Here is a 14,552-nt window from a genome sequence, read left to right as displayed (position 1 = left end):
GTTCACGCCGCATCCGGCATAAGCAAAGCGCACGTTATCACTATCTGCGACGCTTGCGTGTCTTATCGGTTCAAATGTTTACGTCTCCTGGGGCTGAGCATTCACTGAACTAAATTAAGAGCATCTTTTCTACAAATTACTGCACACCGTGATTCTTCTTACGAATATTCATATTAGCCCCCTTTAAACTTATTTTCGTTGATTGTAATGAGAGTGATAAGCGGCGATATACCGTGAAGCTGTGACAATGTAAGGAAGAGAGAAAGGCACATTTTGCGGAGCAGGACACATATTGGTGGGTAAAATAAATGTCGCAAATAAAAAACCATTTTTTAATGATTTGATGAATGTTTAAATATCTAAAGTGTTTCTGTACAACGCTATTTATTTTTATTGTTTATGAATTAGCAGAAATCATATCTAATATTTTTTATGATATTTAGTTAAAAACGACACTATTGTTATATTCCTCACGTTCCAGGAAATCAGTAGATTTACTCGTCTTTTGTGGCGGGATACTATTCGCTGGCTTGCTGATGTTGCATTAAAATCGAAAGTGCACATCCTATTAAAACAAATTTTTATATTTTTCGATATACGCACGCCTTTTGGAAAGCGTAGGGTATCCTTTATTTCAGGGAACGTAAATAATGAAAAAATCGACGTTATCTTTAGCCATCGGTTTATTATTGGCATGTAGTACCGGTATGGCAAAAACACAGCATTTAACGCTGGAACAACGCATGGCATTGCTGGAGGAGCGGCTGGAAGCGGCGGAAATGCGGGCAACAAAAGCTGAAAGCCAGGTAAAACAGCTTCAGACACAACAGGCAGCCGAAATTCGCGAAATTAAAGCCGCGCAGGGTAATACGCCAGTAAATGGTCAGGCTGCTGCGGAATCTGCAAAGAAAAACGCGTCATCTCCTAATCTTTTGCTTTCAGGTTATGGCGATTTGAAAATCTACGGCGACGTAGAATTTAATATGGACGCGGAAAGCAATCATGGCCTGCTGGCAATGACCAACGCCGATATGAATAGCGATCCTACCAATGAACAGTGGAATCTCAATGGCCGTATTCTGTTAGGCTTTGACGGTATGCGAAAGCTGGATAACGGTTATTTTGCCGGATTCTCCGCACAGCCGCTGGGGGATATGCACGGTTCAGTGAATATCGATGACGCCGTATTCTTCTTTGGCAAAGAAAATGACTGGAAAGTCAAAGTAGGGCGTTTTGAAGCCTACGATATGTTCCCGCTAAATCAGGATACCTTTGTTGAGCATTCAGGTAATACTGCGAACGATCTTTATGACGATGGCAGCGGTTATATCTATATGATGAAAGAGGGGCGCGGGCGTTCTAACGCTGGCGGTAATTTCCTTGTCAGCAAACAACTCGATAACTGGTATTTTGAATTAAACACGTTACTGGAAGACGGAACATCTTTATATAACGATGGCAATTATCATGGCCGCGATATGGAGCAGCAGAAAAATGTCGCTTACCTGCGCCCGGTAATTGCCTGGTCGCCGACGGATGAATTAACCGTTTCCGCAGCGATGGAAGCGAACGTGGTGAATAATGCTTACGGTTATACCGATAGTAAGGGTAATTTTGTCGACCAGTCCGATCGTACCGGCTATGGCATGAGCATGACCTGGAACGGCCTGAAAACCGATCCGGAAAATGGTATCGTGGTTAATCTTAATACCGCCTATTTAGATGCCAATAATGAGAAAGATTTCACTGCCGGGATCAACGCGCTGTGGAAACGTTTCGAGCTGGGTTATATCTACGCGCACAATAAGATTGATGAATTTAGTGGCGTAGTTTGTGATAACGACTGCTGGATTGATGATGAAGGGACGTACACCATTCACACCATTCATGCGTCTTATCAGTTCGCTAACGTGATGGATATGGAGAACTTTAATATTTACCTTGGTACTTATTACTCCATTCTGGATAGCGACGGCGATAAGAAACACGGCGACGATACTGATGACCGTTACGGCGCACGCGTTCGCTTTAAATACTTCTTCTGATGAAGGCGCGGTGCTGGATATTTTCCGGCACCGCAACTCATTAAGGCAGATAAAAGACTTCTTGCAGCTCGCTGCTGACCGGGCTGTTATCCGGATTAGCGGGCATCACCTCGGTCATATGTTTCCACCATCGTTGGCAAACATCCGTATTGGCAACCGCATTCCAGCGTTCTTCAGATTCAATTTCTACCGTGGCAAAAAGTAAATTACGTGCTTTGTCGAGGTAGATGGCGTAATGGTGCGCGCCGTGTGACTTCAACACCGCTTCCAGTTCCGGCCAGATCGGGTTATGCCGACGCTGATACTCTTCGTGAGCGTCCGGGTTGACTTGCATAACAAACGCTTTGCGGATCATAACGCCTCCAGATAAAGCTCACGCACGTCGTCGCGGCTGGCGGTACGCGGATTACATGGTGCGCATGGGTCGGCCAGGGCTTTATCTAACCAGCCTTCGATATCCTCTTTGCTGGTGCCAAGCTGACTAAATCCCGCAGGTATGCCCACGCGATGGCTCAAGACTCGAATGGCATTAATTGCTTCCAGACTTGCCGCTTCATCACTCATCCCGCGCGAATCGACACCCATCGCCTGGGCGATACGGGCAAAGCGTGCGATGGCATTCGGGCGGTTAAAGTTTTCGATTACTGGCAACAAGATGGCATTACACACCCCGTGTGGCAGGTTGTGGGTAGCTCCGGGCTGATGCGCCAGTGCGTGAACCAGCCCCAGTCCCGCGCTGTTAAAAGCCATTCCCGCCAGATATTGCCCGAATGCCATTTGTTCACGGGCTTCCAGATTATGACCATCTTCTACCGCTTTCGGCAGCCACAGAGAAATCAGGCGGATAGCTTCCAGCGCGTTGGCGTCGGTTAATGGATGTGCACCAACAGAAACATAGGCTTCAACTGCGTGAGTCAGTGCATCCATACCGGTGGCAGCGGTAACGGAGGCAGGGATCTCCAGCATTACACTGGCATCATCCACCGCAATATCTGGAATAATATTCGGATCGATGATGACTTCTTTCACTTGCCGCGCAGTGTCGATGATCACCGCATTGCTGGTCATCTCAGCGGCGGTTCCGGCAGTCGTATTGATCGCCACCAGCGGTACGCCGGGGTTTGTCACTTTACCAACACCAGAGTACGCCGTAGAAGGTGCGGGATTAGCGGTAAGGATTTTTACGGCTTTTGCGGTATCAATCGGGCTACCGCCACCGAAAGCAATAATGTAGTCACATGCGGCGTCCTGAAATGCAGCGTAGCCTTTTTGCACCAGTTCTTCGGTGGGGTTTGGAAAGACCTCATCGAATAGGTGGTAAGACATTTGGTGTTGATCCAGCGCGGTGAACAGACTGTCCAGCAATCCCAATTTAACCAGTTGCCCATCGGTAACGATCAGTGCTTTTCCCCATTGCTTATTCGCAACCAGGTTTACCATATCGCCAATTGCCCCAGCGCCATGCAGGCTGATTTTCGGTAATGCCAACATAAAACTCATGATTATTCTCCTTAAGATCAAATCCTTCTGTCCGGCGGCATAACCCGCGCCGCCAGATGCGAAACGGGGTGTTAAAGCGCCAGTGCGCTTGCCAGCGGGGTGACGCCGAAACGCTTGCCGAGGGCTATCAACTCTTCACGGCTGATAGTCTGTTTCATACCGCCCATCGAATACACTTTCACCAACACTTCCGCCGATTTTTCTGCGGTATCGATCAGGCCAAACGCTTCGTCCAGCGTCGGACCGCTGCCGAAGACGCCATGGAAAGGCCAGAGAACCAGTGAGTGTTTTTGCATTTTCTGCGCGGTGGCATGGCCAATTTCGTCCGTGCCGGGCACCATCCACGGCAAAATGCCAACGCCATTCGGGAATACCACCAGGCACTCGGTGCTGCCTTCCCACAGTTGGCGAGTGAAGACCGCCGTGTCGTTTTCCAGTACATAGGTGAGGGCAATCAGGTTGGTGGCATGGCAGTGCATGATCACCCGATCTTTACCGTTGGTGGCTTTAATGCGTTCGCAATGGGAGAGGAAGTGCGCCGGAAGTTCAGAGGTTGGGACGGCTTCGTTGGTTAGCCCCCAGAGAATATGGTAGCCCGCGCCGTCGCTGTCGATTTTTACGACGCCTAAATTGGCGGCTGGATCGAGCTGGACGTTACGAAAGAATTTGCCGGAGCCGGTGACGATAAACGGTGTATTTGCCAGTAAAGGCATTGGCTGACTGAGCGGAATATATCGCGGTTGTGGGTGAAAATTGTCGTGATATGGCGCGATATCAGCGTCATCCAGGCGCAGCGTCAGGTTGCCGCCGTTGCGTTCGTCCCAGCCTTTCAGCCAGGCGTCGGTGGTGGCTTTGATCATTCCCTGGACAAACCAGGACTGGGTAATGTTTTGCATGTTCTGTGTTCCTGTAAATTCGGTTGCCTTGTTGATACATGGTGCGGCTTGTTCCCCTCACCCTAACCCTCTCCCCAAAGGGGCGAGGGGACGGTCCGGCGCAGTGTTTAGCTCCGTTGCCGGAGGGTGCTGTGGTTTTCTCCCTCGCCTTTTCAGGGAGAGGGGACGGTGCAGTGTTTAACTCCGTTGCCGGAGGGTGCTGCGGTTTTCTCCCTCGCCCTTTCAGGGAGAGGGTCGGGGTGAGGGTGACAGCCCGCACGGTCATTCGACCCGTAGGCCGGATAAGGCGCTCGCGCCGCATCCGGCGGTGTTTACCCGCGCTGACGCAAAATTGCGTTCTCATAAGCCCGCACGCTTTCCAGCCATTCGCTACCCGCTGGCGTATCGTGACGCTGGCAATACATTTCCCACACCGCCTGCCACGGCAACGATTTCTGTTCTTCCAGCAGCGCCAGTCGCGCGGTGTAATCGCCCGCTGCTTCCAGCTTGCGTAGTTCGGCTGTCGGTTCTAACAACGCACGCAGCAGGGCTTTTTTCATATTGCGCGTGCCAATAACCCACGCGGCAATGCGGTTGATGGAGGCATCAAAGAAGTCGAGACCAATGTGTACCCGGTCAAACAGGTCATGACGGACAATCTCACTGGCAATCGCCTGGGTTTCATCATCCAGCAGCACCACGTGATCGCTGTCCCAGCGAACCGGTCGGCTGACGTGCAGCAGCAACTGCGGAACATACAGCATGGCGGCGGAAATCTTGTCGGAAATAACTTCTGTCGGGTGGAAGTGCCCGGCGTCCAGGCACAGCGCCGTCTGGCGGCTGGTGGCATAACCCAGGTAAAACTCATTGGAACCAACCGTGTAGCTCTCCGCGCCAATACCAAACAATTTGCTCTCAACGGCGTCGATATGGTGCGCAGGGTTCAGCTTTTCGCTGATCACTTCATCCAGTGCAGCCAGTAAACGCTGGCGTGGGGCGAGACGGTCAACGGTGATATCTTTCATGCCATCCGGGATCCAGATGTTCATCACCGATGGCGTGCCAAGTTGCTCGCCAAAATAGGCCGAAACGCGACGGCTTGCTTTGCAGTGGTCAATCCAGAACTGGCGAATGCGGTCGTCGGGATGCGAGAGCGTAAAGCCATCGGCACTTAGCGGATGCGAAAAACAGGAGGGGTTAAAGTCCAGACCGAGGTGATTGGCTTTCGCCCATTCAACCCAGTTTTTGAAATGCTCTGGTTTGATTTTATCGCGCGAGACTGGCGTGTCTGATTCCAGATAGATAGCATGTAAATTAAGCCGTTTCGGCCCCGGAATCAGCCGCATAGCCTGTTCCAGATCGGCTCGTAGCTCGCTGGCATTACGCGCTTTACCCGGATAATTACCTGTGGCCTGAATCCCACCAGTCAGCGAACCTTCCGGGTTTTCAAAACCAGAAACATCATCGCCCTGCCAGCAGTGCATTGAAACGGGTAAGCGATCAAGTTGGCGCAGCGCCTCCTCGACATCAATCCCTACCGCCGCGAAACGCTGTTTCGCCAGTTCCCAGGCCTGTTCCAGTTGAGTGGTCATGCGCAAAGCTCCTTTGTCTGTCGTGTAGAGTGAATCCGCGCCACATAGTGGGCAATTTCACTGTCAGGATTAGGGGTAAAGGTGGTCAGATTCGCGGTGGCGCTCACGACCTGACGGAAATCATCCACATTGTTGAGTTCATCCAGCGTCATTAACTGGATGCCGATATTGCCGAGCGTCGAGGCTTCAACTGGCCCGGCGATCACCCGAATACCGCAGGCATCGGCACACAACTGGTTGAGCAGTGCGTTCTGGCTGCCGCCGCCGACAATATGCAGTTGAGAGAAGTCTTCACCGCGTAGCTGCGCCAGTTCGTGCAGTACGTCGGCATACAGCAGCGCCAGACTGTCGAAAATACAGCGCGCCAGTTCAGCATCACTTTCTGGGATCGGTTGCGCCGTTTCCCGACACGCTGCCTGAATTTCGCTGCACATCTCGTCAGGATTAATAAAGCGATCGTCATTGGGATTGATGATGAAGCGACAGGCCGGGAGTGCCTGTGTCGCGGCGATAAGCGTTGGGAGATCGTTGATTTTCCGCTCCTGAAGCACCCGCTGAAGCAGCCATAAACCCATGATATTTTTCAGTACCCGATAGCGACCTTCCGCACCGCCTTCATTGGTGATGTTGGCTGCGAGCGCCGCATCATCGGTGAATGGCGTCTGGCTTTCGAAGCCCATCAATGACCAGGTGCCAGAAGAGAGATAAGCGGCGCGTGAACCGTTTAACGGCGAGGCGATAACCGCGCTGGCGGTATCATGGCTGGCAACGGCAACCACCGGAATTTCATTACCCTGCGGGCAAATCCAGTGACCAATGACATTGCCCGGATGCGTCGGGCGACCAAACCAGGCTTTGTTGGCCCCACTCCACGCCAGTAGCGACTCGTCCCAGTCGTCGCTATTGATATTGACCAGTTGCGTGGTTGTGGCGTTGGTGTACTCCCAGTTCATCTTGCCGGTCAGGCGATAACTGAAGTAATCCGGCATCAGCAGAGCGTGAGCGATTTGTGGAATAAGTTCAGGTTGTTGCGCCGTCAGCGCACGCAACTGATAGATCGTATTGAAGGGCAGAAACTGGATGCCGCTACGCTGATAAATATCGCGTTTGCCGAGTTGCTGCTGTGCCAATGTCATCAGCCCGTGAGTGCGGCTATCACGATAGGCAATCGGTAAACCGACGCGCTGACCGTGTTGATCCAGCAGCACATAGTCCACGCCCCAGGTATCAATACCGATGCTATCGATACGAATCCCTTCCTCGCACACCTTGTTTAACCCAAAGCGAATGGCGTTTTCCAGACTATCGACATCCCAGGTGGCATAACCGCTCTGGTAATACAGCCCATTGGTAAAACGATGGATTTCACGCAGCGTCAGGCTGCGACATTCACGGTGGTAACGCGCCAGCATTACGCGCCCACTGGATGCGCCGAGATCAACAGCGACGCAGTAGCGAAAGGTCATAATGAGATCCTTCTAGGTTTCATTACGCCCAGTCTAAGAAGCGCCCGACTTCGCTACCTTCTCGTTACTGACAGGAAAATACACCACTGGCAACCAGGGAAAGATGAACGTGATAGCGTTCACAATTTTCAGAATTGTGGTGGTGTGATGTTTGCCGCATTTTCTGAAAAATCACGCTTTATCTTGAAAAATAGACATTTTTTACGTGTTTTGCTGTCGAAAATTTAAGGTAAGAACCAAATCGCTTGATTACTATTCCGCCATGTTGACGGCATCAGGAGGTTTATATGGACGTATTACATTGCGTGGATTTTTTTCCGTCTGGTAACGTGTCTGTGGCAATAGAACCCCGGCTTCCACAGGTGGATTTTCCTGAACATCACCATGATTTCCATGAGATTGTGATTGTCGAACACGGCACGGGTATCCATATTTTCAATGGGCAGCCTTATACCATCTCCGGTGGAACAATCTGTTTCGTGCGCGATCATGATCGGCATTTATACGAACATACGGACAATCTGTATTTGACCAATGTGCTGTATCGCTCACCGGATAGATTTCAGTTTCTCGCCGGGCTGCATCAGCTTCTGCCGCAAGAACAAGACGGGCAATATCCGTCCCATTGGCGCGTGAGCCACAGCATATTGCAGCAGGTACGGCAACTGGTTTCGCAACTGGAACAGCAGGAAAGAACGAATGATTTACCCTCGAAAGCCAGCGGTGAGATTTTGTTTATGCAATTACTGCTCTTGCTGCGTAAAAACAGTTTGCAGGAGAGCATGGAAAGTCGCGAATCGCGTCTGAACTTGTTGTTGGCCTGGCTGGAAGAGCATTTTGCCGACGAGGTGAATTGGGAAATGATGGCGGATCAATTTTCTTTGTCACTACGTACATTGCATCGTCAGTTAAAACAGCAAACTGGTTTGACGCCCCAGCGTTACCTTAACCGTTTACGGTTGGTGAAAGCGCGTCATCTGTTACGCCACAGCGAGGCCAGCGTTACTGACATCGCCTATCGCTGCGGATTCAGCGACAGTAACCACTTTTCGACGCTTTTTCGCCGAGAGTTTAACTGGTCACCGCGTGATATTCGTCAGGGACGGGATGGCTTTCTGCAATAACGCGAATCTTCTCAACGTATTTCCACGCCAGTTTATGACTAATCAAACACGTCTTCTGGCTGAGGTGGCACGGTGGCTCATCAGTTTGTCCTTCGTAAAAAAGATTTTTTTGCCAGCGAACAGCAGGCGGTCGCTGTGGCTGATCGTTATCCGCAGGATGTCTTTGCCGAGCATACACATGATTTTTGTGAACTGGTGATCGTCTGGCGCGGTAACGGTTTGCACGTGCTCAACGATCGTCCTCATCGTATTACTCGTGGCGATCTCTTTTATATCCACGCAGACGATAAACACTCCTACGCTTCCGTTAACGATCTGGTTTTGCAGAACATTATTTATTGCCCGGAGCGGCTGACGCTTAATCTCGACTGGCAGGGAGCGATTCCAGGGTTTAACGCCAGCGCAGGACAACCACACTGGCGTTTAGGCAGTGCGGGCATGGCGATGGTGCGGCAGGTTATCGGGCAGCTTGAGCACGAAAGCAATCAGCCCGCGCCGTTTGCCAACGAAATGGCGGAGTTACTGTTCGGGCAGTTGGTGATGCTTTTGAAACGTCATCGCTACACCAGTGATTCGTTACCGCCAACATCCAGCGAAACGTTGCTGGATAAGCTGATTACCCGACTGGCGGCCAGCCTGAAAAGTCCTTTTGTGCTGGATAAATTCTGTGATGAGGCGGCGTGCAGTGAACGCGTCTTGCGCCAGCAATTTCGCCAGCAGACCGGGATGACCATCAATCAATATCTGCGGCAGGTCAGAGTGTGCCATGCGCAATATCTTCTCCAGCATAGCCGCCTGTTAATCAGTGATATTTCGACAGAATGTGGCTTTGAAGATAGCAACTACTTTTCGGTGGTGTTTACCCGGGAGACCGGGATGACGCCCAGCCAGTGGCGTCATCGCAATTCCCAGAAAGATTAACTTGCCATGCCCATGCCGACGATGTTGGCGGCGACAATAATCACCACACAACCGAGGCTCAATACGGTAACCGGACGGCGTCCCGCATTGTTCCACTCTTTCAGCACCAGCCCGACGATACCGCCGCACAATACATAGAAACTCATATGCAGCATCCAACTGATGTAGTCATACTGCGCCGGAATGCGGGCGTGTCCCCAGGCATAGAAAAAGAATTGCAGATACCACATCAACCCCCCCAGTGCCGAGAGCAATACGTTGTGGATGATCAGCGGTTTTGCCAGCGAGAAGTCGGCTTTTAGCGACAAATCTTTCACTTTTGCCAGACGAATAAAACAGAAACCGAGGTTGATGATCGCGCCGCCACCCATGATGACAACATAGCTTGGCAGAGCGACATACAGTGGATCAACACCCAGCGCGGCAGCCGCTTCATGCATCGGTTTTGCGGCGTTCATCGCAAAAGACATCCCGGCAGAGAAAATGCCGCACATTACCGCCAGCACCAGCCCTTTTTTCAGGTTGAACTCTTCGGCTTTAATGCCCATTTTGCGCTCTTTCAACTGCCCGGCGCGAGTCACAATCCCCACGCCAATCAACGCCACCAGTACGCCGAGCAACGTCATGCGCCCACCGTCGGTGTTAATCAGCACATCGAAATTGCCGTTGATAATTGGCGTCATCAGCGTACCGACAATCAACGTAATGCCAATGGCGATGCCAATTCCCATCGACATGCCGAGATAACGCATGGTCAGACCGTAGTTGATATTACCAATCCCCCACATAGCGCCGAACAGAAAAACAGGCAGCAGGGTAGAGAGACTGAACGAGCTGTAATATGCCCAGAAATCAGGTAGTAGCATGGCGCTGATGGCCCACGGCAGAATAATCCACGAAACAATCCCACCGACAGACCACATGGTTTCCCATGACCACTTTTTTACTTTTTTGAACGGAGCGTAAAAACAGGCTGCACTGGCCGCGCCGATCAAATGCCAAAATATCCCCATCGTAATCGCGTTACTCATCTTCTTATCCTCATCATTTTTCGTCGCGTCACATCTCCGACGAGATGAGTGTAAAAATCGTGCTGTCGATTAACCTTTCGCCTGTTGCCGCCGTTGTCGATTTACTGGCAATCACGGCATTAAGTGGGTGATTTGGTTCACATCTCGGACATTTCCCTGCAAAACCATTCCCCTATGAAAAGTACGGCATTGATAATCATTTTCAATATCATTTAATTAACTATAATGAACCAACTGCTTACGCGGCATTAACAATCGGCCGCCCGACAATACTGGAGATGAATATGAGCTATACCCTGCCATCCCTGCCGTATGCTTACGATGCCCTGGAACCGCACTTCGATAAGCAGACCATGGAAATCCACCACACCAAGCACCATCAGACTTACGTCAACAACGCCAATGCGGCGCTGGAAAGCCTGCCAGAATTCGCCAACCTGCCGGTTGAAGAGCTGATCACCAAACTGGATCAGCTGCCAGCAGACAAAAAAACCGTGCTGCGCAACAACGCTGGTGGTCACGCCAACCACAGCCTGTTCTGGAAAGGTCTGAAAAAAGGCACGACTTTGCAGGGCGACCTGAAAGCGGCTATCGAACGTGATTTCGGTTCCGTTGATAACTTCAAAGCAGAATTTGAGAAAGCGGCAGCTTCCCGCTTTGGTTCCGGCTGGGCATGGCTGGTGCTTAAAGGCGATAAACTGGCGGTGGTTTCTACTGCTAATCAGGACTCCCCGCTGATGGGCGAAGCCATTTCTGGCGCTTCCGGCTTCCCTGTTCTGGGTCTGGATGTGTGGGAACACGCTTACTACCTGAAATTCCAGAACCGCCGTCCGGACTACATCAAAGAGTTCTGGAACGTGGTGAACTGGGACGAAGCTGCGGCACGTTTCGCGGCGAAAAAATAATCGCATATTGCCTACTGCAATGAGGCGTTTACGCCGTTTTTCAGCATAAAAAACAAACCATCGCACATAGCGGTGGTTTTTTTGTGATCAATTTCAAAATAAAAACAATGATCCTATAAAAATAAAACAACGTTTCAATTGATGTGGTTTTGATCACTTTTATTGCTCTGTTGAATGTCTATCTTCATTTCCATCAACACTGATGCATCGTGAAGGACTTATGCATCAGCCTATAAAAATATGCCGATAGGTGATGAAAATGCAGATAAAACACACGATAGAGAAAATCCCAGGAGGGATGATGCTCGTCCCGCTGTTCCTTGGCGCACTGTGTCACACTTTCTCGCCAGGGGCGGGAAAATACTTTGGTTCATTCACAAATGGAATGATTACCGGCACGGTGCCGATTCTGGCGGTGTGGTTTTTCTGCATGGGAGCATCGATAAAATTAAGTGCGACGGGAACGGTATTGCGTAAATCCGGTACGCTGGTGGTAACTAAAATTGCTGTGGCGTGGGTGGTTGCGGCAATTGCTTCACGCATTATTCCTGAACATGGTGTTGAAGTTGGATTCTTTGCCGGACTTTCAACGCTGGCGCTGGTGGCGGCGATGGATATGACCAACGGCGGACTTTACGCTTCGATCATGCAGCAGTATGGCACTAAAGAAGAGGCCGGGGCGTTTGTATTAATGTCGCTGGAATCCGGGCCGCTTATGACGATGATTATTCTGGGGACTGCCGGGATTGCATCGTTTGAACCGCATGTTTTCGTCGGTGCGGTATTACCGTTCCTCGTCGGCTTTGCGTTAGGGAACCTTGACCCTGAGCTGCGAGAATTTTTCAGCAAAGCCGTACAGACGCTGATCCCGTTCTTTGCCTTTGCGCTGGGCAATACCATTGATTTAACCGTGATTGCTCAGACCGGTTTGCTGGGGATCTTGCTGGGTGTGGCGGTGATCGTCGTGACCGGTATTCCGTTGATTATTGCCGATAAATTGATTGGCGGTGGCGATGGTACAGCCGGAATCGCGGCTTCCAGTTCTGCCGGTGCTGCGGTGGCGACGCCGGTACTGATTGCTGAAATGATCCCCGCCTTTAAACCAATGGCGCCAGCGGCAACTTCGCTGGTGGCGACGTCAGTGATTGTGACCTCGATTCTGGTGCCGATTCTGACTTCTGTCTGGTCGCGCAAAGTTAAAGCCAGAGCGGCGAAAATCGAAATATTGGGTACGGTGAAGTAATCTCCATCCATATAAATCAAGAGGCCGGATGATTTGTAGTCATCCGGCCTTTTGCGTTATCTGACAAAGACCTCATCAATCGTTCGACATTCACTTTCGCTTAACTCACCACCCGCATTGCGTGATACGCCAGTGCAATAGCCAAACTTACGCGATACCACCGTCTTGATAGTAGTGACAAAATCCTCACCAATGGCGTAGATGGACATATAAGTGCCAATCTGTTGCTGAATCTCTGGTAAAGCCGCCAGGTCGCCGCGTTTGAAGGCTTCACGGGCTTCGACAAACAGCTCCGGCATAACGTTGTTCAGGCCGGATATTATTCCCGCGCCGCCTGCCAGCAGATTAGGAATGTAATACTCGTCATAGCCCGAAAGCACTGCAAAATCAGAACGAACTGCCTGGGTTGCCTGAATCATGCTGCGGGTGTGTGACTGGCAATCGACGGTATCTTTAATTCCGGCAAAGTCAGGAAATTCACTCGCCAGCGTGGCGACCAGGTCAGGGGTTAAATCACAACCGGTTCTTGCCGGGAAGTTATATGCGAACCATTTGCCCTGTAATTCGCGACCCAGATGGCGGAAATAGCTTAATAATTGTTTTGCCGTCTGGCCGTAGTAGTAAGGCGGGAGGATCATCACTGCATCATAGCCTGTGCGATACGCCTCTTGCGCCATCATCAGCACATCGTGTGTGCAGGTGGAAGAAACGTTAGCGACCATTTTTAATGTGCTCATGGAACGCGCTTCGCGGATAAGTATGAGTCTCTCTTCGAGAGTGAAAGAGGCAAATTCACCAATGCTGCCCATCAGCAATATCACATCAATATTGGCTTCTGTTAGCCGCTGCAGATGCTTCTTCAGTCCGTTAAGATCCACATTACCGTCTTTATCCATTGGCGTAATGGAAGGACACCAGACGCCAGAAAACTGTGTTTGCTCGGTCACGTTGTACACTCCTGATAATGAAATGGCGTTTCAAATTCATCTCATTGATAACATTTCTAAGACGTCGTCATGTGAACCGTGCTCTCATTTTGCGCGCCTGACGTAAAATAAATATGGTCTAATGGGGAAATTTCTCGGTGGAGAGGGAACAGATGCGATATCCGGTTGATGTATACACAGGCAAAATACAGGCTTATCCCGAAAGTAAACCCAGCGCGATTGCGAAAATCCAGGTCGATGGCGAGTTGATGTTGACAGAGCTGGGGCTGGAAGGTGACGAGCAGGCAGAGAAAATAGTTCACGGTGGGCCGGACAGGGCGCTGTGTCATTATCCTCGCGAGCATTATCTCTTCTGGGCGCGGGAATTTCCGGAACAGGCAGATTTGTTTGTTGCACCTGCGTTTGGTGAAAACCTCTCAACCGACGGCCTGACGGAAAGTAATGTTTATATTGGCGATATTTTCCGCTGGGGAGAGGCGTTGATTCAAGTCACCCAGCCGCGCTCTCCGTGCTACAAACTCAATTACCACTTTGATATCAGTGATATAGCTCAGTTGATGCAAAACACGGGTAAAGTCGGATGGTTGTATAGCGTGATTGCGCCGGGGCTGGTATCTGCTGATGCTCCGCTGGAGTTGGTTTCCCGCGTTAGCGATGTGACCGTGCAAGAGGCTGTCGCCATTGCATGGCATATGCCGTTTGATGACGAGCAGTATCACCGTTTGCTTTCCGCAGCCGGGCTATCGAAAAGCTGGACGCGGACGATGCAGAAACGCCGACTTAGCGGCAAGATTGAAGATAATTCACGGCGGTTGTGGGGGAAATAACCCCGGAGAGTAGGCCTGATAAGACGCGATCAGCGTCGCATCAGGCATCATGCTCAAACGCCGGATGCGGCGTAAA

13 protein-coding genes are annotated in these 14,552 nt (G+C 50.8%); 6 read left to right on the top strand and 7 right to left on the bottom strand.

Annotated elements, in window-relative coordinates; genetic code table 11:
• Nucleotides 1–650: 650 nt before the first annotated feature.
• Nucleotides 651–2,045, top strand: coding sequence for a carbohydrate porin (locus EQY_RS0101115; RefSeq protein WP_000749948.1), 1,395 nt, complete (start codon nt 651–653; stop codon nt 2,043–2,045).
• Nucleotides 2,046–2,085: 40 nt separating this feature from the next.
• Here EQY_RS0101115 and rhaM read toward each other — a convergent pair whose 3' ends face one another.
• The 5 genes from rhaM to rhaB all read right to left on the bottom strand — a co-directional run bounded on the left by rhaM (nt 2,086) and on the right by rhaB (nt 7,478).
• The gene (rhaM, locus tag EQY_RS0101110; protein ID WP_000619490.1) at nt 2,086–2,400 is read right to left on the bottom strand and encodes an L-rhamnose mutarotase; all 315 of its coding nucleotides are present in this window, start codon (nt 2,398–2,400) and stop codon (nt 2,086–2,088) included.
• Nucleotides 2,397–3,545 carry a lactaldehyde reductase gene (gene fucO / locus EQY_RS0101105; protein WP_000009276.1) on the bottom strand — a complete coding sequence of 383 codons (1,149 nt, stop codon included), beginning with the start codon at nt 3,543–3,545 and terminating at the stop codon, nt 2,397–2,399. Before fucO ends, rhaM begins: the two co-directional genes overlap by 4 nt.
• Before the next feature lie 71 nt (nt 3,546–3,616).
• On the bottom strand, nt 3,617–4,441 hold the full coding sequence (gene rhaD, locus EQY_RS0101100) for a rhamnulose-1-phosphate aldolase (protein WP_001179737.1): 825 nt from the start codon (nt 4,439–4,441) through the stop codon (nt 3,617–3,619).
• A gap of 311 nt (nt 4,442–4,752) precedes the next feature.
• Entirely contained in the window at nt 4,753–6,012 is a 1,260-nt protein-coding gene (gene rhaA, locus EQY_RS0101095) for an L-rhamnose isomerase (RefSeq protein WP_000211488.1), read from the bottom strand.
• Nucleotides 6,009–7,478: a rhamnulokinase gene (rhaB, locus tag EQY_RS0101090; protein ID WP_000144219.1), complete on the bottom strand. Its 1,470-nt coding sequence runs from the start codon at nt 7,476–7,478 to the stop codon at nt 6,009–6,011. Before rhaB ends, rhaA begins: the two co-directional genes overlap by 4 nt.
• A 287-nt stretch (nt 7,479–7,765) precedes the next feature.
• Between rhaB and rhaS the strand changes: the two genes are divergently transcribed.
• Entirely contained in the window at nt 7,766–8,602 is an 837-nt protein-coding gene (gene rhaS / locus EQY_RS0101080; protein WP_000382766.1) for an HTH-type transcriptional activator RhaS, read from the top strand.
• Nucleotides 8,603–8,674: 72 nt separating this feature from the next.
• Entirely contained in the window at nt 8,675–9,523 is an 849-nt protein-coding gene (gene rhaR, locus EQY_RS0101075) for an HTH-type transcriptional activator RhaR (RefSeq protein ID WP_000941102.1), read from the top strand.
• Here the strand turns inward: rhaR and rhaT are convergent.
• On the bottom strand, nt 9,520–10,554 hold the full coding sequence (gene rhaT, locus EQY_RS0101070; protein ID WP_000063528.1) for an L-rhamnose/proton symporter RhaT: 1,035 nt from the start codon (nt 10,552–10,554) through the stop codon (nt 9,520–9,522). The two genes, rhaR and rhaT, sit on opposite strands and share 4 nt — an antisense overlap.
• Nucleotides 10,555–10,838: 284 nt before the next feature.
• Here rhaT and sodA point away from each other — a divergent pair, with 284 nt between their 5' ends.
• Together sodA and kdgT are read left to right on the top strand one after the other, a co-directional pair.
• Nucleotides 10,839–11,459, top strand: coding sequence for a superoxide dismutase [Mn] (sodA, locus tag EQY_RS0101065; protein ID WP_010345169.1), 621 nt, complete (start codon nt 10,839–10,841; stop codon nt 11,457–11,459).
• 259 nt (nt 11,460–11,718) lie between these two features.
• Nucleotides 11,719–12,702 carry a 2-keto-3-deoxygluconate transporter gene (kdgT, locus tag EQY_RS0101055; protein WP_024191187.1) on the top strand — a complete coding sequence of 328 codons (984 nt, stop codon included), beginning with the start codon at nt 11,719–11,721 and terminating at the stop codon, nt 12,700–12,702.
• 56 nt (nt 12,703–12,758) lie between these two features.
• Here kdgT and EQY_RS0101050 read toward each other — a convergent pair whose 3' ends face one another.
• On the bottom strand, nt 12,759–13,649 hold the full coding sequence (locus EQY_RS0101050) for a dihydrodipicolinate synthase family protein (protein ID WP_000139747.1): 891 nt from the start codon (nt 13,647–13,649) through the stop codon (nt 12,759–12,761).
• Between the two features lie 152 nt (nt 13,650–13,801).
• On the opposite strand from EQY_RS0101050, the gene yiiM reads away from it, so the two are divergent.
• Nucleotides 13,802–14,476, top strand: a complete 675-nt coding sequence (gene yiiM / locus EQY_RS0101045; protein WP_001270281.1) for a 6-hydroxyaminopurine reductase — start codon at nt 13,802–13,804, stop codon at nt 14,474–14,476.
• Nucleotides 14,477–14,552: the final 76 nt, after the last annotated feature.

The organism is Escherichia sp. TW14182 (assembly GCF_000208525.1).
GTDB classification, from domain to species: domain Bacteria; phylum Pseudomonadota; class Gammaproteobacteria; order Enterobacterales; family Enterobacteriaceae; genus Escherichia; species Escherichia ruysiae.
The sequence above is the reverse complement of the archived record's forward strand: the minus strand, read 5'-3'. Positions and strand labels throughout refer to the sequence as shown.